Raw genomic sequence first — 21,167 nt, forward strand, 5'->3', positions numbered from 1 at the left:
TCCTGATGGCATGTTCTCTAAGAAACGTCTTTAAGAATGTAGCGCCTCGCAGTTTAAGGGGCGCTCTGTGCCGCGCGTCCGGCCGGTTCCCTTACCGGTCAGTAGGGGCTGAGCCGGTAGCTCCCTCGTCCTATCGGCCGCCCAAGATCGCCGACGCCAATGTGTCTGGTGGCTAGTTGTCTCGCAGCCGCTTTTTTACCCGCGCCAGCATCGCCGACATGCCACGCAGTCGCAGCGGGCTGATCAGTTTCGCCAGGCCGAGATCGGAGTAGAAGTCGTCGGGCACGGCGAGGATGTCGTCGGCTGACTGTTTGTCGAGGCCTGCGGCCAGGATGGCGGCGAAGCCGCGCGTGGTCGGGGCTTCGGCCGGGGCGCTGAAGTACAGCCGCACCTCGTCGCGGTCGGCCGCGTCGACGTGAAGGAAAAGCGGCGACTGGCATTCGGGCACCGGCTCCATCGCCGCTTCCTCGAGATCGGCTGGCAGCGCGGGCAATTCGTTGGCGAACTCCAACAGCAGGGCGAGCTTGTCCTGTCCCTGAACTTCCTGGAAGTCCGATACGACCTCGGCCAGCGCTGCCGGCATACTCATGGCGCCTTGCCTGGCTCTTCCCCGACCGCGACGGGGACGCGCACGGCGTTCCCCCACTCGGTCCACGAACCGTCATAGTTGCGCACGCCTGGCTTGCCGAGCAGATGCGTCAGCACGAACCAGGTGTGGCTCGACCGCTCGCCGATGCGGCAGTAGACGACGGTCTTGTCGTCGGGCTCCAGGAACCCGTACAGCTCGTTGAGCTCGTCGCGGCTGCGGAACTTGCCGTTGTCCTGAGCGGCCTTACCCCACGGGATGGAACGTGCTGTGGGGATGTGGCCACCACGCAGCGCGCCTTCTTCGGGATAGTCGGGCATGTGTGTGCGCTCGCCGGTGTACTCCTGCGGCGAGCGCACATCGATCAACGGCTGCTCGCCGAGGATCCCGAGGACGTCGTCCTTGAACGCGCGAATCGGGGCGTCGTCGCGGTCGACGACGGGGTAGCCGGAGGTCTCCTTGGACGGCACGTCCAGCGTGGTATCGCGGCCGTCGGAGATCCACAGGTCGCGCCCGCCGTCGAGCAGCCGCACATCGGGATGACCGAACAACGTGAACACCCACAGCGCGTAGGCCGCCCACCAATTGCTCTTGTCGCCGTAAATGACGACGGTGTCGTCGCGGGTGATGCCCTTGCGGTTCATCAGCTCGGCGAACTGCTCACCGTTGATGTAATCGCGGACGTGCGGATCGTTGAGGTCGGTGTGCCAGTCGATCTTCACCGCGCCGGGAATGTGGCCGGTGTCATAGAGCAACACGTCCTCGTCGGACTCGACGATGGCAAGCCCTGGGCGGCCCAGGTTCCCGGACAGCCAGTCGGCGGTTACCAGACGCTCGGGATGGGCATATGACTGCAGGGCAGGATTGGGATCGGCAGGCAGCGGCACACCACGAGCCTACCCAGGCGGCGCGGGAAACAGCACGCGCCAACCACACGCAGACTTGCGCGGCAACGTATCCTCAACGCTTGTCGTCGCAAACTCCCAGACGCGAGGAACATGGACAATGATGGCTGACCCAGCAAAGTACGACGTCGGCATTGTGGGATTGGGTTTTGTCGGGCTTACCTTGGCCACGGTGCTGGCGGAGGCGGGGCACCGAGTGCTCGGCGTTGAGGCGCGCCCAGAGTTGGTCGAGCTCACCAACAATGGCATCCCGCATTTCTCCGAGGCGGGTCTCGGCGACGCCCTCGGCCGCGTCATCAGGTCCGGAAACCTGGTAGCGACTGGGAGGTTCGAGCAGGATTCGCACTGCGACACCTACATCATCACCGTCGGTACCCCGCTCTCCAGCGAAGGTACGCCCCGGGTCGACATGATCCAGCACGCGGCCCGTGAGGTGGCCGCCAATATGCGCGACGGCGCCCTGGTGATTCTGCGTTCGACCGTGATGGTCGAGACGACGCGCAAGATCGTCGGGCCCATCCTGGCCGACACCGGCAAGCAATTCAGCCTGGCGATGTGTCCGGAGCGCACTCTCGAGGGCAACGCCCTGCAGGAGTTGCGTGAGCTGCCGCAGATCATCGGCGCCGACGACCCGGCCGTTGCTGATCGGGCGGCGGCGATTTTCCGCCGCCTCACCAGCTCGGTCGTGCAACTGTCCACCCTCGAGGCCGCCGAGATCGTCAAGCTCGTCGACAATACGTATCGCGACGTGCAGTTCGCGTTCGCCAACGAGGTGGCCCGCCTCTGCGATGCGTTCGGTGTGAACGCTCATGAGGTGATCACATCGGGGAAGCTGGGCTACCGGCGCACCAACGTTGCGCTGCCCGGCCTGGTCGGCGGACCGTGCCTGGAGAAAGATCCGCACATCCTCATGTTCAGCGCGCGTAGCCGCGGCATCGATTTGGAAGTGTCGGCAGCCGGCCGGCTCGTCAACGAACGCCAACCGGAGGAGACGGTGAGCTTCATCAGCAAGGAGGTCGCGCGGCGCAACCTTGCCTCACCACTGCGGATCAGCTTGCTTGGCATGGCATTCAAGGGTGTGCCCGCGACCGATGATCTGCGGGGCTCGATGTCGGTCAAGGTCCTCGACGCGCTCAAGAAGGCGCATCCGGATGCGGAGTTCGGGATTTTCGACCCGGTGATCGCCTCCGAGACGCTGGCTGCCGCGTTCCCCGACGAGCGCATATTCAGCCGTATCGGCGATGCGGTCAGCGGCGCGTCCGTCGTCGTCATCGCCAACAACCACCCCGCGCTGGGCGCCTTCGCGCCACGAACGATCGCCGAATTCATCGCGCCGAACGGGTTCGTATTCGACTACTGGAACCATTTCGGACACCTGCCGCAGTCCGAGCTCGGTGACTCATACTTTTCGGTCGGCAACAGCGGGTTTATGACGGCCGATGACTAGGCGGGTGGTGGTCACCGGCGGCGGTGGCTTCATCGGTGGGCACCTGGTCACACGGCTGGTGACGGACGGCTGGAACGTCGCGGTGGTGGACACCATGGTCCGCGGGGACGCCAGTCGGTTCGCCGGGGTGGCCGATGACGTCGAGCTGTTCACGTGCGACGTACGCGACGAAGACGTGCTGGTGCGTGCATTCGACGGTGCAGACGTGGTCATGCACCTGGCGGCCATCAACGGCACCGAAAACTTTTACAAGCGGCCAGAACTCGTGCTCGACGTGGGGCTGCGCGGTGCGCTGGCGGTTGTCAACGCGGGCCGGCGGGCCGGGGTGCCGGACCTGGTGGTGGCGTCCACCGCCGAGGTCTACCAGACGCCTGCGGTCGTACCGACCCCCGAGACGATCCCGCTGATGCTGCCAGACAGTCTGAACCCCAGGTATTCCTACGGTGGCTCGAAGATCGTCAGCGAGCTGATCGCGTTCAACTACGCCAAGGACCACTATCGGCAAGTGCAGGTGTTCCGGCCGCACAACGTCTACGGCCCCGACATGGGCTGGAAGCACGTGATACCTCAGTTCACGATGCGAGCGTTGGCGGCCCGCGACGAATCATCTGGTGGCACAGTGCCTTTCGACATTCAGGGCGACGGCAGCGAAACCAGGGCGTTCTGCTACGTCGATGACGTCGTGACCGGCATCCTGACCATGTACGCCAACGGTGGCCACCGCGAGATCTATCACGTCGGCAATGACGAGGAGGTCTCGATCCGAGACCTTGCCGAGCGCGTCGGCAAGGCGGTCGGCGTGGATCTGGAGATTCGTCCCGGCCCGGCCGCCGCGGGTGGGACACCACGTCGCTGCCCCGACATCAACAAGATGCGCCGGCTCGGGTATTCGCCCGCGGTCGGCCTCGATGATGGGCTCGAACGCACGGTGGCGTGGTACCAGGCGCATCGCGACGATGTGCCTGCCAACGAGCTGATGTAACGGCCCGGCGGCGGTTATGAAATGACCGGGTTGGCCGCCCACAGATCCGAGATCGATAGGCCCGAGTGTCCGAGGAGCCGCCGCATCAGCGGCAGGCCGATGCCGATGACCGACGACGGATCGCCGCTCACCCCGTCGATGAACCAGCCGCCCAACCCGTCGAGCGTGAAGCCGCCAGCCACCGCCAGCGGCTCGCCCAATTCGACGTACGCATCGATGTCGGCGGACGACGGAACGCCGAAATTAACCGTGGTACATACCGCGTCGGCGGCGCGATAGGTAATCGCGTTGTCGCGCAGGCGGATCACGCAATGTCCGGTGTAAAGCTGACCGGACTTGCCGGCCATCTGCTGCCAGCCGCGGCGGGCCGCGTCCGCCGACGCCGGCTTGCCCAATAGCTGACCGTCGCGGTACAGCATCGAATCACAGCCGATCACAACGCAATCGGCGGCGACCGCCGGATCCAGCCCGTGAGCTACCGCGTCGGCCTTCGCCGCGGCCAACGCCGTCGTCACGTCGCCTGGCGCGGCGTCCGGGTCAAGCCCCGCGACGACGGCATCCTCGTCCACCCCCGAGACGATGACGAGCGGATCAATTCCCGCCTGGCGCAATACCTTACGACGGCCAGGTGAGGCAGACGCGAGTACCACGCGCGTCATTTCCGCATGTGTGTCCGTTCCAGCAGGGTGACCCGCTGCCAACTGAAGGTGGTATAGCGCAGCCGGTCCACCGGATGGCCCCACAAGTTCTGCTCGGCCTCGCGCGGCTCGGCGGGCGCGCCCGACCCGGTGCCCAGCACGGCGATCAGCGCGGCCAGCTCTTCCGCGGTCGGCTCGCCCCGCAGCACCTTGATGTGCGGATCGTGCGCCTGTGGATTCTGGGTTTCTTCGTTCGTCGTCACAATGGAATGTTCCCGTGCTTCTTCGGCGGAATCTGAGTGATCTTGCGCTCCAACAGCCGCAGCGCCGTGGCCACATAGCCACGGGTGTGCGACGGCGGAATCACCGCGTCGACGTAGCCGCGTTCGGCGGCGATGTACGGGTTGACGAGGGTGTCTTCGTAGTCCTGCTGCAGCTCGAGGCGCAGCGCGTCGACATCCTTGCCTTCCTTGGCGGCTTCCTTGAGCTGCTGGCGGTAAACGAACCCGACGGCGCCGGATGCGCCCATGACCGCGATCTGGGCGGTCGGCCACGCGACGTTGACATCGGCGCCCATTTCCTTCGAACCCATGACGCAGTAGGCGCCGCCATAGGCCTTGCGCGTGATCACGGTGACCTTGGCGACGGTGGCCTCGCCGTAGGCGTACAGCAGCTTGGCTCCGCGCCGGATGATGCCGTTGTACTCCTGATCGGTGCCGGGCAGGAAGCCGGGTACGTCGACGAGCATGACTATCGGGATGTTGAAGCAATCGCAGGTCCGGATGAAGCGGGCCGCCTTCTCCGAGGCATTGATGTCCAGGCAACCGGCGAATTGGGTGGGCTGGTTGGCGACGATTCCCACGGGCCGGCCCTCCACCCGGCCATAACCGACGATGATGTTCGTTGCGTAACCGGCCTGGACTTCCAGGAATTCGTCGTCGTCAAGGATGCGGGTGATGACCTCGTGCATATCGTACGGCTGGTTAGGCGAATCCGGGATCAGCGTGTCTAGCTCGAGGTCCTCGTCGGTGAGGTTCTCCTCGATTGCGCCGGTCGGCACGGGCACCGGGTACCGAGGCGGATCGGAGTAGTTGTTGCTCGGAAGGTAGCTGAGCAACTCGCGGACGTACTCGAAGGCGTCCTGCTCGCCGGACGCGACGTAGTGCGCGAGACCGGACTTGGCCATGTGGGTGTGTGCGCCGCCGAGTTCCTCCATCGTCACCTCTTCGCCGGTGACCGTCTTGATGACGTCCGGACCTGTGATGAACATCTGGCTGGTCTGGTCGACCATGATGACGAAGTCGGTCAGCGCGGGGGAGTAGACGTGGCCACCGGCCGCGGCGCCCATGATCAACGAGATCTGCGGGATAACGCCTGAGGCAAGGATGTTGTTGTGGAAGATGTTGCTGTACAAGCCAAGTGAGACCACGCCCTCCTGGATGCGGGCGCCAGCGCCGTCGTTGATGCCGATCAATGGGCGGCCAGTCTTGATAGCCAGCTCCTGCACCTTGACGATCTTCTCGCCGTACACCTCACCGAGGCTGCCGCCGAACACCGTGGCGTCCTGGCTGAAGATGCAGACGTCGCGGCCGTCGATCGTGCCGTACCCGGTGACCACGCCGTCGCCAAGCGGCCGGTTCTCCTGCAGGCCGAAGTTGGTGCTGCGGTGCCGCGCCAGTGCGTCGAGTTCGACAAAGGAGTCCTCGTCCAGCAGGGCGAGGATGCGCTCGCGCGCCGTCAGTTTGCCCTTGGCGTGGGTTTTTTCTACTGCGGCCTCGCCGACAGGGTGCAGGGTCTCTTTTGTTCGCTTGCGAAGATCGGCCAATTTACCCGCGGTCGTATGGATGTCGACCTCGTGTTCGGAGGCGGCCTCAGCCCTGTGGTCGGAAACGCTCGTCATGGTCGTCGATGCTATCGACAAGCCTTGGGGGAGGTCGCGGGTGGTCGACTGGGTTCGCCTACTGGCCGGGCGTGCCGGCCTGTTCAAGCTGCTGTTGTTGCTTCGCGGCTGCCTGGTCCTGGGCGTCCTTGGCGGCATTGCCTTGCGGGGTCTGAACCGAATACCCCGGCCCGACGTTGGAGGCCACGTTCGCGTAGCAGTTCAGGTACACGAAAACGGTGCCCTTGACGCCCGGGGCGTCCTGCATCCAGTCCACCCGCGCAGTCATCGTCGCGCACCCTGTCACCGACGCGTGTCTTGATGATCGGCGTCAAGCCTGCCGCAGCGAACTTCGATTTCGCATCTATTAGAGCGCGCCGGTGAGGTTTGGCGCGGCGGCCGCGACGCCACCAACAGACAACCCCACGCTCGCCGTCGCACATACCAGTCCCGCCCCGGCAAGGACGAGAAGCCTTTTCACGTCGACGACCTCCGTATGGGTAATTGCGCTTATCGATTTCTGCACGGCGTCAGCGTGCGGCCGACAGCGTGCTCGCCTGCTATACGCAAAATTTGCCGGAGCGGTCGGCAAATCGTCACTACGGCGGCGTGTTCGCGCGAAGGTCGCGCCCATCCGCGGCTCGGGCCCATCGCCGCTAAGCCTGGCGTGGCCTCGTCCTCACGGCCGCCACGCGGGCCCAGGACGGCGATACCGCGCTGCCGAGCTTGTCACTGTCGTGTTTTCTGGGTCAACGTGATAATGCGCGAGTTCAGGTAACTGGAAGGAATCTATAAGCCTGGCGCCAACCATTTCACGGGGCGCCAACTTCCGGCGCCGGCTCACCATATGACGCCCCAGTTGCCGTGCGACCTTGGGACCCCGCTTGCTACGCTTCGGACGGGTTACGCAGGGGTCACACCGTCAGAATGTCCTACGACCTGGGATGCGTGAATAGACAATGTCGCTGTCCTCGGCTCGGCCTGTTGAGTGCACCCGCGGAACCGCTTCGGGAGCGCATCCAAATTCTTCGCCGAGGCCCAGATCGAGAAAACAAATAAAGTTTGCGCTCTTTTCACTTCACACAACGGCGTCAGCCGTGCGATGCTTGCTGGACCCCATACACTCCTCTCAGTGGAACGGTGCCTAACGGATGTCGACAGCAATCGACCTGAACACTCCGGCTCATGCCGAGTTGCAGCGGCGACCTGCCGCGTCGAGGCGGGTCTGGCAACGCCGGTACGAGCTGGTACTGCGGTTCAGTGACACCGGTGTGGTTATGGCGGCTGTGGTTGCCGGGCAGTGGTTGCGGTTCGGTGCTGTGCCCGGTGTCGGCGCGGAATTCCTCGACTGGCGATATTGGGCGACGCCTGCGGCCGTGGTCTCCATCTGGGTGCTTTTCTTGACGATCTATCGTGCCCGGGAGCCGCGGATCCTCGGCGCCGGCCCCGAAGAGTATCGCCGAGTGGCAGCAGCCACCTTCTCCGCATTCGGTGCGATTGCGATCTTTGCGCTTTTGTTCAGGCTGGATTTCGCCAGGGGCTACCTCGCAATTGCATTGCCGCTCGGGCTCATCGGCCTGCTGGCCAGCCGGCGAATGGCCCGTCAGGTCGTCGCCGGCCAGCGCCGGCGCAGGCAGTGCCTCACGTCGGTGTTGATTGTCGGTGCGCCGGGCCCGGCACTCGGTCTCGTACGGTCACTGGCCCGCACACCCGAGTACGGCTACGAGGTAGTGGGCGTCTGCCACCCAGGCCAGAGTCAACCCGGAAGGCCGCCGCATACCGCCGACGGTGTGCCCGTGTACACGCACAATGACGACCTGGTGGAGATCATCGAGGCGTGCGGCGCCGACACAGTCGCACTGACGGCCACCGACCGGCTCGAACCGCACGAGATCGGCGACTTGTCGTGGCAGCTGGAAAAGCTCGACATCGATCTTGTGGTCTCGCCGGGGATGGTCGGTCTCGCGGGTCCCCGATTGACGATGCGACCGGTCGCTGACTTGCCGCTGATTCACGTGGACAAGCCGCAGTACGACGGTGCCAAGCGGTTTGAGAAGCGCGCCTTCGATGTTTGCTTCTCGATCATGGTTTTGTCGCTTGCGCTGCCCATATTGGTTGCTGCGGCCGTGGCGGTGAAGCTTACGAGTAAAGGTCCGATCTTTTACAAATCCGACCGCATCGGGATGGATGGCAACCCATTCAGCATGCTAAAGATCCGCACAATGGTGGAGGGCGCGGATGCGCAACGGCCTCAACTAGCGGAGCTGAACGAGGTCGAGGGTGGAGTCATTTTCAAAATGCGCCGCGACCCCAGGGTCACCCCCGTCGGGCGATTTCTCCGCCGGTACAGCATCGATGAGCTGCCCCAGTTCGTCAACGTGCTGCGCCGCGAGATGAGCGTCGTGGGACCGCGGCCCCCGCTGCCATCGGAGGTTGAGGCATACGACGATCGGGTGCGCAGGCGCCTGCTGGTCCGGCCGGGTATCACGGGTCTGTGGCAGATCAGTGGGCGATCGGACCTCAGCTGGGATGACTTTGTCCGGCTGGACCTGTCGTATGTCGAGAACTGGTCGATGATCAGCGACCTGCTCATCGCGGCGAAGACGGTCCGGGCAGTATTCAGCGGTACTGGTGCCTACTAGTCCATCCAGCCGTCAGGGTCGACAATTTGCCCATGGCAGTCGGGGACCCCTTACGGCGACCTCTTGACGTCGCGACGCTACACGCGGATTTCATTGCAACCGATTCTCCCTGGCGTGAACTGACGGTCGTGGAGAAGACCGGCTCCACAAACGCCGATCTACTCGCGCGCGCCGCCGCGGGGAAGGACGTGGCGGGCGCCGTCCTCATAGCCGAGCATCAGACCGCAGGCCGTGGCCGAATCGGCCGGGTGTGGTCGGCGGTGCCGCACGCCCAAGTCCTCATGTCGGTGGGGATAGGAGCGACCGACGTGAATCCGGACGCCTGGGGCTGGCTACCGCTGGCGACCGGGGTCGCCGTTGTCGATGCCGTGGCAGCGGTGTGCAGAATCGAGGCCGGGTTGAAGTGGCCGAACGACGTTCTCGTCGGTGACCGCAAACTCGCCGGCATACTGGCTGAAGTGGCGGTGCCGAGGTCGACGATCGTCGTCGGGGTCGGGCTCAACGTGAGCCTGCGTGCCGACGAGGTCGGCGAGCCGGCTGCTACCTCGCTGCTCGAACTCGGAGTGAAAGCCGATCGCAACGCGTTGGTCCGCCGACTGTTGCTCGAGTTGCGGGCTCGAATCGATGACTGGCGCACGGCCGACCCTCGGTTGGCGGACGATTACCGGGCACGCAGCCTCACCCTTGGTTCCGACGTGCGCGTCGAACTGCCCGGCCAGCGTTCGCTAGTCGGCAAGGCGGAGTCGATTGACCCGCAGGGTCGGCTGACGATCAATAGCGACGGCGACGTGGTCACCGTCTCCGCCGGTGACGTTGTCCACCTCCGCCCAGCGCGATGACGTTCACAGGGCCGGAATGACAACGGGGGCCGCCTGGCGAAGTTTGCATTGAAATGCGAGAATATTTACTCCGATGTATTATTTCGAGACGTCCCGACGAGCGCTGAGCATGTCTAACAGACGCCCCCACTATTACGGGTGGCCATGGACCTTCGCCGCCTACAGCGCTCAGAGGAGCTAACCGAGGAGAAGCGCCATATGGTGTCGCCTGACAAGCTTTTGACGCCTGCACGGGCTACAACCGGGAGTGCGCCATGTCGAGCTATGCCGGCAGTGCGCGGGCGGACCGGCCGTCGGCCGAATGCACATTCAGCGAAACGCGATTCATCCATCCGGCCAGGCAAGAGAACCCCTTAGGGGAGGCGCGAAGAAATGACGACGATACTCATCACGGGTGCCGCCGGCTTCGTTGGGCGTCATTTTGCCAAAGCGTTAGCCAGAGCGGTTCCCGAGGCCGTGCTAGTCGGACTGGACCGGGATTTCGATATGCCGGGCTGCCATCAGCGGATAGTGTGCGACCTCGCCGACACTCATGTCTTTCAGACATTGCAGGCGGTGGGGCCGATTGATTACGTCGTACATCTAGCGGCACGATCCGATGTTCATTTCTCGTTGGCCCGACCCGACATTTACATCCGCGACAATGTGCTTGCTACCAGCAACTTGATCCAAGCGCTTGGCCAGCACAGATCAATTAAGCGTTTTCTGTCGGTATCCTCGTGCGAGGTTTATGGCAACACGCCAAGGCCCGCGGTCGAAACCGATCTTCCAAAACCTCGAACTCCGTATGCGGCAAGCAAACTGGCCCAGGAGCATATCGCATTGTCCGCGATAGACCACCAGTCGATACCGACCGTCGTGTGCCGCTTGTTCAACAATTACGGACACGGTCAACAAGCCAACAGGTTGATCCCCAGAATCCTTCAGGCGATTCACCGCGATGAAAAGTTCGAGCTCGTCGGCGACGGCAGTCAGACCCGCGACTGGGTCTCTGTGCAAGACACATGCGACGCGCTGATTCGCCTGCTATTCGAGCCGAAAGTCCAACTCGGAGACATTTTCAATATCTCGGCCGAGGAAGTGTACTCGGTCCTGCAGGTGCTCGAACTGTGTGAAGCCAGTTCGAATCGATCCCTGCTGACTGACCGCTCCAACAAAGACCCGGGCCATCTGGAGAAGTCGTCCGGAAACGGTGAAAAGCTGCGGTCGGTCACAGGCTGGCGGCCTCGAGAAACTCTGCGCGCGTTTCTCGATTCCGTTGTGAAATCGGAAGAATCTGTCGGAGACTGATCTTTCTCCCGCATCTGCAGGGCTACGCCAAACGCCGCGGACAATTGCGCCCAAGTGCGCTCGGAGCGGTCGGCGTATGTGACTTGCTGTAGCGTTCGGGGGACCAGCTAACGTTACCGACCGGATTTAGGACGGGATATGCCGAAACGAGCGTTGATAACCGGGATCACCGGGCAGGATGGTTCCTACTTGGCCGAGCTGTTACTCAGCAAAGGCTATGAGGTACACGGCCTGATCCGGCGAGCGTCGACGTTCAACACTTCGCGCATCGACCATATCTACGAGGATCCGCACGATCCCGACGCGAGGTTGTTCCTGCATTTCGGCGATCTGTCCGATGGCTCGCGACTGGTCACCCTGCTCGCCTCGATCGATCCGGACGAGGTGTACAACATGGCCGCGCAGTCGCATGTCCGGGTCTCGTTCGACGAGCCTGCCCAGACCGGCGACACCACAGGCCTCGGTTCTGTCCGATTGCTGGAGGCGGTGCGGTTGGCCGGCGTCGACTGCCGGTTCTACCAAGCTTCCAGTTCCGAGATGCTGGGCGCGTCGCCCCCGCCCCAGGACGAGAACACGCCGTTTTATCCGCGGTCGCCATACGGTGTGGCCAAGGTGTACTCGTTCTGGATCACGAAGAACTACCGAGAGTCCTACGGGCTGTTCGCTGTCAACGGCATCCTGTTCAACCACGAGTCGCCCCGCCGCGGTGAAACCTTCGTGACCAGGAAGATCACGCGCGCAGTCGCGCGCATCAAGGCCGGCCTCGAGAACACTCTGTACATGGGCAACCTGGACGCGATTCGCGACTGGGGCTACGCGCCCGAGTACGTTGAGGGCATCTGGCGCATGCTGCAGGCCGACGAACCCGACGACTACGTGCTGGCCACCGGTGACGGGTACACCGTTCGCGATTTCTTGCAGTTCGCCTTCTCCTACGCCGACCTGGACTGGCAGGAATACGTCCGCTTCGACGAGCGATACCTGCGCCCCTCCGAAGTCGACGTATTGATCGGCGACGCGTCGAAGGCCGAGCGCAACCTGAGTTGGACGCCGTCCGTGCGCACTCCCGAGCTGGCCCGCATCATGGTGGAGGCCGATATTGCGGCGCTGCAGTGTGAGGGCAAGCCGTGGATCGACAAGCCAGCCGTCGCCGGCTGGCAGTGACGACAGATAACAGAACGGAGCTCGGGTGACATCGTCGCAGCCAACGGAAAACGCAGACGACGCGTCAGGCGCCGTTTCACCAATCGATCGCGGTGCATCGATATACGTCGCTGGTCATCGCGGCCTGGTCGGATCGGCGATCTGGGAACTATTGCATGCCAAGGGTTTTGAGCACGTAATTGGTCGCACTTCGTCGGAGTTGGATCTGCGCGATCGCGACGCGGTGTTCGAGTTCTTCGCCGCGGAGCGGCCCGCCGTGGTCGTGCTGGCCGCGGCAAAAGTCGGTGGCATACTTGCCAACTCGACGTTGCCCGCGGATTTCATTTCCGAGAATCTGCAGATCCAGGTCAACGTCATGGATGCCGCGCTCCGCCATGGTGTCACCCGGCTGCTCTTCCTCGGATCGTCATGCATCTACCCGAAATTCGCGCCGCAGCCGATACCTGAAAGTGCGTTGCTGACAGGGCTTCTCGAAAAGACCAATGATGCATACGCGATCGCCAAGATCGCAGGCATCATCCAGGTCCAATCTGTGCGCAGACAGCATGGGCTGCCGTGGATTTCGGCGATGCCGACCAACCTGTACGGTCCCCGGGACAACTTCTCGCCCTCGGGCTCACACGTGCTTCCTGCGCTGATACGTCGCTTCGATGAGGCCCGCGCGACCGCGGTGCCGAGCGTGACCAACTGGGGAACGGGCACGCCGCGGCGCGAACTGATGCATGTTGACGACATGGCCTCGGCGTGTCTGCACCTACTCGATTGCTACAACGGGCCGTCTCAGGTGAACGTCGGCACCGGCGTCGACCACTCCATCGCCGAAATCTCCGGCATCGTCGCCGAGGCTGTCGGATACAACGGGACCATCGAGTGGGACACCACCAAACCGGACGGCACGCCACGCAAACTGCTCGACGTCGGACTGTTGAACAGCACCGGCTGGAGTTCGTCGATCGACCTGGCCTCCGGCGTCGCATCCACGGTCGAGTGGTATCGCGCAAACCGCGCGGCGCTGCGCGGCTGAGGGGGCAGGCCATGGCGAAGCGACCCGAATCGACTGGCCAATCTGGGTAAAGTCGCAGCGTGGGCTATCCCGACAACGTACTGGCTGGCGATGAGCACGTGGTGCTGCACAGGCACCCGCATTGGAAGCGCCTGATATCGGCCGTTCTCGTGCTGGTCGTGGCCAGCGCGCTGGCCGCGTTTCTGGCGGCCGTCGTGCAGCAGACCGATTGGGACAACACGGCCAAGACGGTTCTTTTCGCGGTGATCGCCGTGATCTGGGTGGTGGCCGTCGGGTGGTTGACGCTGTGGCCATTCCTCACCTGGTGGACCACGCATTTCGTCATCACGGACCGGCGGGTGATGTTCCGGCACGGACTGCTCACCCGCACCGGCATCGATATTCCGCTGGCCCGGATCAACAGCGTCGAGTTCCGGCACGGACTTTTCGACCGGATGCTGCGGACCGGGACTTTGATCATCGAGTCCGCTTCTCAGGACCCCCTCGAATTCGAGGACATCCCGCGAGTGGAGCGGGTCCACTCACTGCTGTATCACGAAGTCTTCGACACCCTCGGTTCCGAGGAGTCCGACAGCCGTTCCCCGCGATCACCGCGGGGCTGATCGCGACCGCGTCGCCGCCTCGCCGACTGGCGCAACCACGTGACGTTGGACGCGCCGTGCGCATCTTCGAGGGCCTCGGCAATCCCGCCGGCGGTGAACGTCGACTCGAGCGCCGTGTCGGGATTGTGTCCGAATTCTTCGGGGAACACCCAGCGTCGAAATGCCCAGAACCTGAACGCCATCTGCAGCAGGTTTCCGATGATGTAGGCGGCGATGAAGTCGGCGATGTTCTCGGCGGTCAGGCTGACCTGCGGTACGCGCAGCTCGAACACATAGCTCGACACCCACAGCGGAGCCATGCTCAGCAGCACGCCAACACCGCTGAACATGAAGAACAGCAGTGCCTCATGGTGCCGTTCGCGACCGCCGCGGTCACGGAAACTCCATTCGCGGTTCAGTATGTAGGACGCGATGACCGCGACGATGCCGGAGATGACCTTGGCGGTCACCGGCTTTGGCTCCAGGATCGTGAGCTTGAGCGTGTAGAACAGCGCGGAGTCGATGACGAACGTGGTGGCACCGACGATCGCGAACTTGATCAGCTCGTGGTGCTGCTCGGCCACGGGCCGGATAAACCTCGGCAGGCGCGCGATTGTCGCGTCGGTGAAGGACACAACACGGCAGTGTACGTAAACAGCCGATGCCCCGCCCAATCCCTGCGCCACGCCAGGGTATCCCCGCCGGTCAACGCGGCAGTCTTCACGGGAATGTGATGTGGACCACCGGTGGTGCCATGACACGATGTGTCCCGTGCCGGAAACACCCATCGTCGCGATGATCGGCGGCGGTCAGCTGGCGAGAATGACGCATCAGGCCGCGATCGCGCTCGGACAGTCGCTGCGGGTGCTTGCGGTCAGCCCCGACGATCCGGCCGCCCTGGTGACTCCGGACGTGGTGCTCGGCTCGCATGACGACCTCGACGCGCTGCGCCGCGCCGCCGCAGGGGCCACCGTGGTGACCTTCGACCACGAGCACGTGCCGACGGCGCTGCTGGAAAAGCTGATCGCGGACGGCTCGACCGTCGCTCCGCCGCCTGGGGCGTTGGTTCATGCGCAGGACAAATTGATCATGCGCCGTCGTCTGCACACGTTGGGTGCACCTGTTCCGCGGTTCACCGCGGTCGAACGCCTCGACGACGTCGACGCCTTCGCTCGGCGCCTCGACGGCCCGCTCGTCGTCAAGACGGTGCGTGGCGGCTACGACGGGCGAGGGGTGATGCTGACCGAGAGCCTCGCGCAAGCCCGCGACGTCGTCGGCGGATACCTGGCCGACAAGGTCCCGGTGCTGCTGGAAGAGCGCGTCGCGATGCGACGGGAATTGTCGGCACTGGTGGCACGGTCACAGTTCGGTCAGGGCGCGGCGTGGCCGGTCGTGCAGACCGTGCAACACGACGGCATATGTGTGCTGGTGCTGGCCCCGGCCCCCGGCCTGGCGCCGGCAGTTGGAGCAGAAGCGCAGCAACTGGCGCTTCGGCTGGCCGATGACCTGGGCGTCGTCGGGGTGCTTGCCGTCGAGTTGTTCGAAACCATCGACGGCGAGCTGCTGGTCAACGAGTTGGCGATGCGGCCGCACAATTCAGGTCATTGGACGATGGACGGAGCAACCACCAGCCAGTTCGAGCAGCACCTTCGCGCCGTACTGGACTATCCACTCGGTGACACCACGCCGATTGTGCCGCTGACGGTGATGGCCAACGTGCTGGGTGCCGCGGAGCCGCCGGCGGTGAGGATGGACGAGCGGCTCCATCACCTGTTCGCCCGAATGCCCGACGCTAGGGTGCATCTGTACGGCAAGGACGAGCGCCCCGGCCGAAAGATCGGACACGTCAACATCCTCGGCGGCCCGGCAGGCTCGCCGGACGACCCGACGTACGTCTCGGGGCAGCGGGAGCGTGCAGAGCGGGCGGCACACTGGTTGTCGCACGCCGAATGGACCGACGGATGGGATGTGCATGGCTGAACGACCGCGCGTCGGCCTGATCATGGGCAGCGACTCTGACTGGTCGGTGATGGAGGCCGCCGCCGAGGCGTTGGCCGAATTCGACGTACGGTTCGAAGTCGGCGTCGTCTCGGCGCACCGCACACCGGAACGAATGCTGGACTACGCGCGAACCGCCGCAGCGCGCGGTCTCGAGGTGATCATCGCGGGTGCCGGAGGCGCGGCGCACCTGCCTGGCATGGTCGCATCGGCCACCCCGCTGCCAGTGGTAGGCGTCCCGGTGCCGCTCGCCAGCTTGGACGGTCTGGATTCGTTGCTGTCGATAGTGCAAATGCCCGCCGGGGTTCCGGTGGCCACGGTGTCGATCGGCGGCGCACGCAACGCGGGCTTGCTTGCCGTGCGCATGCTGGGGGCTGCGGACGCGAAACTGCGCGAGCGGATGGAGGCGTTTCAGCGCGACCTGGAGGCGATGGTCGCGGACAAGGACGCAGCGCTACGGCACCGATTACTCGGCAATAGCAGCCAGGAGTAAAGTTACTCGCGAGTAGCAAGGAGTCGTGATGGCTGGTTTCGCAGGTAACCCTGACTTTGATCTGTTCAAGCTCGCCGATGAGCACCTCGCGCTCCGTGCCGTGCTGCGCGATCTGTGCGAGAAAGAGATCGCACCGCACGCCGCCGCTGTCGACGAAGACAGTCGGTACCCCGACGAAGCGCTGAAGGCGCTCAACGCGGCGGGGTTCTCGGCGATCCACGTGCCCGAGGAGTACGGCGGTCAGGGCGGCGACTCGGTCGCGGCGTGCATGGTGATCGAGGAGGTGGCGCGCGTCTGCGCGTCCTCGTCGATGATCCCGATCTGCAACAAGCTCGGCACGACGGGTTTGATCCTGCAGGGTGGCGACGAACTGAAAAAGACGGTCCTTCCGTCGGTCGCTTCCGGTGAGGCGATGGCCTCGTACGCGCTGTCCGAACGCGAGGCGGGCAGCGACGCGGCGTCGATGCGTACCCGGGCCCGCGCCGATGGTGACGACTGGGTGCTCAACGGGACGAAGTGTTGGATCTCCAACGGCGGCCGATCGACCTGGTACACCGTGATGGCGGTGACCGACCCCGACAAGGGCGCGAACGGCATCTCGGCGTTCATGGTGCACGCCGACGACGAGGGATTCACCGTCGGCCCGAAAGAACGCAAGATGGGCATCAAGGGATCGCCGACGACCGAGTTGTATTTCGAGGAATGCCGGATCTCGGGGGAGCGCATCATTGGAGAGCCCGGCACCGGCTTCAAGACCGCGCTGCAAACGCTCGACCACACCCGTCCGACGATCGGCGCGCAGGCCGTCGGGATCGCCCAGGGCGCCCTCGATGCCGCCATCGACTACGTCAAGGAGCGGAAGCAGTTCGGTAAGCGCATCGCTGACTTCCAAGGTGTCCAATTCATGCTTGCCGATATGGCGATGAAGGTGGAGGCGGCCAGGCTGATGGTGTACACCTCCGCTGCGCGGGCGGAGCGGGGCGAATCGGGACTGGGGTTTCTCGCTTCGGCGTCGAAGTGCTTTGCCTCCGACGTCGCCATGGAGGTCACCACTGACGCGGTGCAGTTGTTCGGTGGCTACGGCTACACCGTCGACTTCCCTGTGGAGCGGTTCATGCGCGACGCCAAAATTACGCAAATATACGAGGGCACCAATCAAATTCAACGGGTGGTAATGTCGCGGTCGCTGCTGCGCTGAGCGTCGCTGGAAGCACGTGTAAGGCCCCGGCCCGGCCGACGATCACCAGTCATCTCGACTTTGCCAGCCACGGCGGCGTGCGGTACTGTTTGACCGCAGAATCGGCGCACCGAAGTTGATTAAATAGCAGTAGCCGGGGAGTGCACGACATGGCTTCATGGCTAAGTGCGCACTGACGCGACGGGGAAGGTATTGCCAGACAGGTCGATCAGTATCGAAGTCGTCGCGCTGAACTATTCGCCCGAAGCCACCGGAATTGGTCCGTTTGCCGCGGATATTGCCCGCGGGTTCGCAGAAAACGGTCATCGCGTTGGTGTAATGGCCGGCCACCCGCACTATCCCCAGTGGCGGCCTATGACGGACTATTCGGGACACGACGCGGCGTCCGCTTCGGAGGGGATCGCGATAACGCGCAAGCGTCACTATATTCCGAACCGCGCGTCGTTTGTGCACCGCTCGATCATGGAGATCGGTTTTGGCATCCGCGTTGCGATGGCACGGCGGCCCGGCATCGACCTGATCTTTTGCGTGAGCCCGCCGCTGCTGGCGGTGTTGATGATTCAACTGGGTGAAAAACTGCGCCGACGCAAATTGCCGCTGGTGATCTGGGTCCAGGATCTGTATGGGCTGGGGATGACGGAAACGAAGGGTGGAAACACCCTTGCTGCGCGCGTCGCGACCTGGCTCGAAGCCCGCGTATTTCGCAATGCGTCTGCACTGGCAGTGATTCACGACCGATTCCGCGCCCATATCGTCGACCAGCTCGGTGTCGACCCCGACAAGGTAAGGGTGTTCCGGAACTGGTCTCGCCAAGAGCCGATACCTGCCGCTGAGCGCGACGAAGCGTTGAGAACCCTTGGCTGGGAGGAACTTTCCGACCACATCGTCGTCGTACATGCCGGAAGCATGGGAACGAAGCAGGGTTTGGACAATGTCGTGCAGGCGGCAAAGCTTGCGGACAACGGCGCGGACAATGTCACCTTCGTCCTACTCGGCGACGGGATACAGCGCCCTCGGCTTCAACGACTCGCGCAGGGCGTCGAGTCGATCAGATTTGTCGATGTCCTCGAGACCGACAAATTCGGTTATGCCCTGCGCGCTGCCGACATGTTGCTGGTCAATCAGATCCCCGGTCTATCGGAGATGTGTGTGCCCAGCAAGGTGCTGAGCTATTTCAGCGCAGGGCGGCCGGTGGTCGCCGCTGTCGATCCAAATGGAATTACCGCCGACGACGTTCGCCATTCACAGGCGGGTGTGGTGGTGCCTGCCGGAAACCCGTCAAGACTTCTGCAGGACATTGTGGCCGCCGCGCGCGACACGACAAAATTGCAGGAGATGGGGGCCGCGGGTCGCGAGTTCATCCAGTCGAATTTCGATCGCGATGCCACGATAAAGGCCATCTCCGATTGGCTCGCCGATGTCGTCGCGCTGGCGCCCCAGCTCACGGCTGCAGATTGATTCGAAGGCGGCCGTTCGAGTTGAGAATCCTGCAAATCGTTACGTTGATTTCCAATACCGGCGCCTTCGGGGGTCCGACGACCGTCGCGATGAACCAGTGTGAAGCATTGCGCGAACGGGGTCATGACACTTTGCTCGTCGGCGGCGCCCACGGCTTCCCGGCAGGGCCCACCTCTTTGCGCGGTACACCCGTGCGCTTGTTCCAGACCCGCCGATTCGGCCGGCCCAACACCATGACCTACCTTGCGTCGCCGACCATGTTGCGCTGGCTCGACCAGCACGTGGCCGATTTCGACGTCGTCCACATTCACCTGGCCCGAGACGGCATCACCCTCCCTGCGGCCGCGCTGGCACGCCGCCGGAACATCCCGTATGTCTTGCAAACGCACGGAATGGTGGTGCCGAAAGAAAGCCCGCTGCACAAGATCGTGGACTCGGTGGCCACAATCCGGGTCTTGCGCGACGCGCACTCACTATTCGCGCTGAGCAACGAGGAACAGCACATCCTGACTGCGTTGGTCGGATCGGATCGGCGAATTGACGTGCTGCCCAACGGTATTCCAGAAGCGGCGGCCCACGTCGGGCGCGCGGGAGCATCTAATCGTGAGTTTCTGTTCCTGGCGAGGTTGCACCCGCGCAAACGCGCCGTCGACTTCGCGCGGGCAGCGGTGCAGCTGCTCAGTGCGGGCGCGGAGGCGACGTTCACCCTCGTCGGGCCCGACGAGGGTGAGGGACCAGCAGTGACGTCGATCATCTCCGGGTTCGCCGAGCGCCATCCCGACGCCGCCGACGCTCTGCAGTGGGTCGGGCCGGTGGCGCCGGACAAGAGCGCGGCGAAGCTTGCAGACGCGTACGTCTATGTGCTGCCTTCGGTCAACGAGCCGTTCCCGATGTCATTGATCGAGGCAATGGCGGAGGGGCGACCGGTCATCGTGACCGAGAGCAACGGCCTCGCCGATGTCGTGAAGGATTACGACTGCGGAATCGTCATTCCCAACGAGTCCACCGAAGCGTTGGCCGACGCGATGCGCCGCCTGTTGGCTGCGCCGGAGTTGGCCGAACAAATGGGTAAGCGGTCTCTTGACGCTGTACGTCAGCGGTTCAGCATGAACCACGTGGCGGAAACCCTCGAACACAATTATCGATCCACCATTCACACCAGCGATCACTAGAGAAGGAAGATCGACGACCATGACTGATGAGATCACCCGTGGATCTGTCAAGCCTAAGCCCGTTTTCAGCATTCTTGTGCCCTCCTACAATCCCGCCCCGTTCTTCGAAACGACGATGCGCAGTGCGCTGGACCAGATGGGCCCCGAGGACGAGATCCTGATCCAAGACGCGGGTTCTACCGATGGCACTCAGGACCTCATCGCCGAGTTCCAGGCAGCCGACAGCCGCGTCAAGGCAGTGATCGAGCCGGATTTGGGTCAGTCGGACGCGCTGAACAAGGCGTTGGCGCGGGCAAAGCCGTCGTGGACCATTTGGCTGAACTCGGATGACGTATTGGTGCCCGGTGCGCTTGACGCGCTACGTGAGGCCATTGTGGCCCATCCGGAGGCCGATCTGTTCTACGGAGCCTGCAAATTGCTGCGGGCCGACGGAACAACGGTGGAGGCCTACGACGGCCGGCCGATGACCAAGCGCCGTCTGCTGCTTGGCGGAATCACTTCGTTTTCGGGTTCGATCGTCATGCCCGCCGATCTGCTGCGCGAACTAGGCGGCTTGCGGACAGAACTGCAGTGCGTAATGGATTTCGAGTTGCAGTTCCGGATTGCCGAGTCGCAACTGAAGCAGCAGCAGGTGCCTGCGGCGATCGGCTGCCTCCGGTTCCACGAAGGCTCCAAGAGCGCCAACCGCTGGAAGGAGTTCGTCGCCGAATCGTATCGTTCGCGGATGGAATATGCCGACGCGCCGGTGGAGAAGTTGTGCGGGCTCGTAGGGGCCGCGTTGATGTTGGCGGTTATTCCGGGGTTCCGGCTTCGACTTTCGCAGCAATATCGAAATGTGAAGCGGCGGCGGCTCGCGTACATGCGGTAGCCA

At 63.7% G+C, this 21,167-nt stretch carries 21 protein-coding genes; 14 read left to right on the forward strand and 7 right to left on the reverse strand.

Features of this window, described 5'->3' with window-relative positions; all coding sequences use genetic code 11:
• Positions 1-172 precede the first annotated feature (172 nt).
• On the reverse strand, positions 173-589 hold the full coding sequence (locus tag MYCSM_RS06405; RefSeq protein ID WP_015305327.1) for a SufE family protein: 417 nt from the start codon (positions 587-589) through the stop codon (positions 173-175).
• Positions 586-1,473: a sulfurtransferase gene (locus tag MYCSM_RS06410; RefSeq protein WP_015305328.1), complete on the reverse strand. Its 888-nt coding sequence runs from the start codon at positions 1,471-1,473 to the stop codon at positions 586-588. Before MYCSM_RS06410 ends, MYCSM_RS06405 begins: the two co-directional genes overlap by 4 nt.
• 121 nt (positions 1,474-1,594) lie before the next feature.
• Here MYCSM_RS06410 and MYCSM_RS06415 point away from each other — a divergent pair, with 121 nt between their 5' ends.
• Positions 1,595-2,938, forward strand: a complete 1,344-nt coding sequence (locus MYCSM_RS06415; protein ID WP_041313366.1) for a nucleotide sugar dehydrogenase — start codon at positions 1,595-1,597, stop codon at positions 2,936-2,938.
• Positions 2,931-3,920, forward strand: coding sequence for an NAD-dependent epimerase/dehydratase family protein (locus tag MYCSM_RS06420; RefSeq protein WP_015305330.1), 990 nt, complete (start codon positions 2,931-2,933; stop codon positions 3,918-3,920). Before MYCSM_RS06415 ends, MYCSM_RS06420 begins: the two co-directional genes overlap by 8 nt.
• Positions 3,921-3,934: 14 nt before the next feature.
• Here MYCSM_RS06420 and MYCSM_RS06425 read toward each other — a convergent pair whose 3' ends face one another.
• From MYCSM_RS06425 to MYCSM_RS06440, 4 genes are read right to left on the reverse strand one after another with little or no spacing between them, the layout of a single operon-like run.
• Positions 3,935-4,579: a Maf family protein gene (locus MYCSM_RS06425; protein WP_015305331.1), complete on the reverse strand. Its 645-nt coding sequence runs from the start codon at positions 4,577-4,579 to the stop codon at positions 3,935-3,937.
• On the reverse strand, positions 4,576-4,821 hold the full coding sequence (locus MYCSM_RS06430) for an acyl-CoA carboxylase subunit epsilon (RefSeq protein WP_015305332.1): 246 nt from the start codon (positions 4,819-4,821) through the stop codon (positions 4,576-4,578). The genes MYCSM_RS06425 and MYCSM_RS06430 overlap by 4 nt, the downstream gene beginning before the upstream one ends.
• Positions 4,818-6,458: an acyl-CoA carboxylase subunit beta gene (locus MYCSM_RS06435; RefSeq protein WP_015305333.1), complete on the reverse strand. Its 1,641-nt coding sequence runs from the start codon at positions 6,456-6,458 to the stop codon at positions 4,818-4,820. Before MYCSM_RS06435 ends, MYCSM_RS06430 begins: the two co-directional genes overlap by 4 nt.
• 58 nt (positions 6,459-6,516) lie before the next feature.
• Positions 6,517-6,726, reverse strand: coding sequence for a hypothetical protein (locus MYCSM_RS06440; protein WP_015305334.1), 210 nt, complete (start codon positions 6,724-6,726; stop codon positions 6,517-6,519).
• 862 nt (positions 6,727-7,588) lie between these two features.
• On the opposite strand from MYCSM_RS06440, the gene MYCSM_RS06445 reads away from it, so the two are divergent.
• From MYCSM_RS06445 to MYCSM_RS06470, 6 genes are all read left to right on the forward strand, one after another.
• Positions 7,589-9,079, forward strand: a complete 1,491-nt coding sequence (locus tag MYCSM_RS06445) for a sugar transferase (RefSeq protein WP_015305335.1) — start codon at positions 7,589-7,591, stop codon at positions 9,077-9,079.
• 32 nt (positions 9,080-9,111) lie between these two features.
• Positions 9,112-9,918, forward strand: coding sequence for a biotin--[acetyl-CoA-carboxylase] ligase (locus MYCSM_RS06450; protein ID WP_015305336.1), 807 nt, complete (start codon positions 9,112-9,114; stop codon positions 9,916-9,918).
• 372 nt (positions 9,919-10,290) lie between these two features.
• A complete protein-coding gene (locus MYCSM_RS06455; protein ID WP_015305337.1) occupies positions 10,291-11,208 on the forward strand; it encodes an NAD-dependent epimerase/dehydratase family protein in 918 nt (305 codons plus the stop codon).
• Between the two features lie 138 nt (positions 11,209-11,346).
• Complete coding sequence (gene gmd / locus MYCSM_RS06460) at positions 11,347-12,372, forward strand: GDP-mannose 4,6-dehydratase (protein WP_015305338.1); 1,026 nt, start codon at positions 11,347-11,349, stop codon at positions 12,370-12,372.
• Between the two features lie 25 nt (positions 12,373-12,397).
• On the forward strand, positions 12,398-13,396 hold the full coding sequence (locus MYCSM_RS06465; protein WP_015305339.1) for a GDP-L-fucose synthase family protein: 999 nt from the start codon (positions 12,398-12,400) through the stop codon (positions 13,394-13,396).
• 59 nt (positions 13,397-13,455) lie between these two features.
• Positions 13,456-13,998 carry a PH domain-containing protein gene (locus tag MYCSM_RS06470; protein WP_015305340.1) on the forward strand — a complete coding sequence of 181 codons (543 nt, stop codon included), beginning with the start codon at positions 13,456-13,458 and terminating at the stop codon, positions 13,996-13,998.
• Here the strand turns inward: MYCSM_RS06470 and MYCSM_RS06475 are convergent.
• The gene (locus tag MYCSM_RS06475) at positions 13,929-14,612 is read right to left on the reverse strand and encodes a GtrA family protein (RefSeq protein WP_041311427.1); all 684 of its coding nucleotides are present in this window, start codon (positions 14,610-14,612) and stop codon (positions 13,929-13,931) included. The two genes, MYCSM_RS06470 and MYCSM_RS06475, sit on opposite strands and share 70 nt — an antisense overlap.
• Positions 14,613-14,739: 127 nt before the next feature.
• Here MYCSM_RS06475 and MYCSM_RS06480 point away from each other — a divergent pair, with 127 nt between their 5' ends.
• The 6 genes from MYCSM_RS06480 (at position 14,740) to MYCSM_RS06505 (ending at position 21,164) form a co-directional block, all read left to right on the forward strand.
• Entirely contained in the window at positions 14,740-15,957 is a 1,218-nt protein-coding gene (locus tag MYCSM_RS06480) for a 5-(carboxyamino)imidazole ribonucleotide synthase (protein WP_015305342.1), read from the forward strand.
• Positions 15,950-16,468: a 5-(carboxyamino)imidazole ribonucleotide mutase gene (gene purE, locus MYCSM_RS06485; protein WP_015305343.1), complete on the forward strand. Its 519-nt coding sequence runs from the start codon at positions 15,950-15,952 to the stop codon at positions 16,466-16,468. Before MYCSM_RS06480 ends, purE begins: the two co-directional genes overlap by 8 nt.
• A 28-nt stretch (positions 16,469-16,496) precedes the next feature.
• A complete protein-coding gene (locus tag MYCSM_RS06490) occupies positions 16,497-17,666 on the forward strand; it encodes an acyl-CoA dehydrogenase (RefSeq protein WP_015305344.1) in 1,170 nt (389 codons plus the stop codon).
• A gap of 165 nt (positions 17,667-17,831) precedes the next feature.
• Positions 17,832-19,124 carry a glycosyltransferase family 4 protein gene (locus tag MYCSM_RS06495; RefSeq protein WP_015305345.1) on the forward strand — a complete coding sequence of 431 codons (1,293 nt, stop codon included), beginning with the start codon at positions 17,832-17,834 and terminating at the stop codon, positions 19,122-19,124.
• Positions 19,125-19,144: 20 nt separating this feature from the next.
• Complete coding sequence (locus tag MYCSM_RS06500; protein WP_015305346.1) at positions 19,145-20,296, forward strand: glycosyltransferase; 1,152 nt, start codon at positions 19,145-19,147, stop codon at positions 20,294-20,296.
• A gap of 19 nt (positions 20,297-20,315) precedes the next feature.
• Positions 20,316-21,164, forward strand: coding sequence for a glycosyltransferase (locus MYCSM_RS06505; protein ID WP_015305347.1), 849 nt, complete (start codon positions 20,316-20,318; stop codon positions 21,162-21,164).
• Positions 21,165-21,167: the final 3 nt, after the last annotated feature.

Source organism: Mycobacterium sp. JS623 (assembly GCF_000328565.1).
In the GTDB taxonomy this organism is placed as follows: domain Bacteria; phylum Actinomycetota; class Actinomycetes; order Mycobacteriales; family Mycobacteriaceae; genus Mycobacterium.

Bases quoted from the DNA above. Each gene is read 5' to 3' on its own strand.
- MYCSM_RS06405 (WP_015305327.1), bottom strand. From the start codon at position 589: ATGAGTATGCCGGCAGCGCTGGCCGAGGTCGTATCGGACTTCCAGGAA.
- MYCSM_RS06415 (WP_041313366.1), top strand. From the start codon at position 1,595: ATGGCTGACCCAGCAAAGTACGACGTCGGCATTGTGGGATTGGGTTTT.
- MYCSM_RS06420 (WP_015305330.1), top strand. From the start codon at position 2,931: ATGACTAGGCGGGTGGTGGTCACCGGCGGCGGTGGCTTCATCGGTGGG.
- MYCSM_RS06425 (WP_015305331.1), bottom strand. From the start codon at position 4,579: ATGACGCGCGTGGTACTCGCGTCTGCCTCACCTGGCCGTCGTAAGGTA.
- MYCSM_RS06435 (WP_015305333.1), bottom strand. From the start codon at position 6,458: ATGACGAGCGTTTCCGACCACAGGGCTGAGGCCGCCTCCGAACACGAG.
- MYCSM_RS06440 (WP_015305334.1), bottom strand. From the start codon at position 6,726: ATGACTGCGCGGGTGGACTGGATGCAGGACGCCCCGGGCGTCAAGGGC.
- MYCSM_RS06445 (WP_015305335.1), top strand. From the start codon at position 7,589: ATGTCGACAGCAATCGACCTGAACACTCCGGCTCATGCCGAGTTGCAG.
- MYCSM_RS06450 (WP_015305336.1), top strand. From the start codon at position 9,112: ATGGCAGTCGGGGACCCCTTACGGCGACCTCTTGACGTCGCGACGCTA.
- MYCSM_RS06455 (WP_015305337.1), top strand. From the start codon at position 10,291: ATGACGACGATACTCATCACGGGTGCCGCCGGCTTCGTTGGGCGTCAT.
- gmd (WP_015305338.1), top strand. From the start codon at position 11,347: ATGCCGAAACGAGCGTTGATAACCGGGATCACCGGGCAGGATGGTTCC.
- MYCSM_RS06480 (WP_015305342.1), top strand. From the start codon at position 14,740: ATGTGTCCCGTGCCGGAAACACCCATCGTCGCGATGATCGGCGGCGGT.
- purE (WP_015305343.1), top strand. From the start codon at position 15,950: ATGGCTGAACGACCGCGCGTCGGCCTGATCATGGGCAGCGACTCTGAC.
- MYCSM_RS06490 (WP_015305344.1), top strand. From the start codon at position 16,497: ATGGCTGGTTTCGCAGGTAACCCTGACTTTGATCTGTTCAAGCTCGCC.
- MYCSM_RS06505 (WP_015305347.1), top strand. From the start codon at position 20,316: ATGACTGATGAGATCACCCGTGGATCTGTCAAGCCTAAGCCCGTTTTC.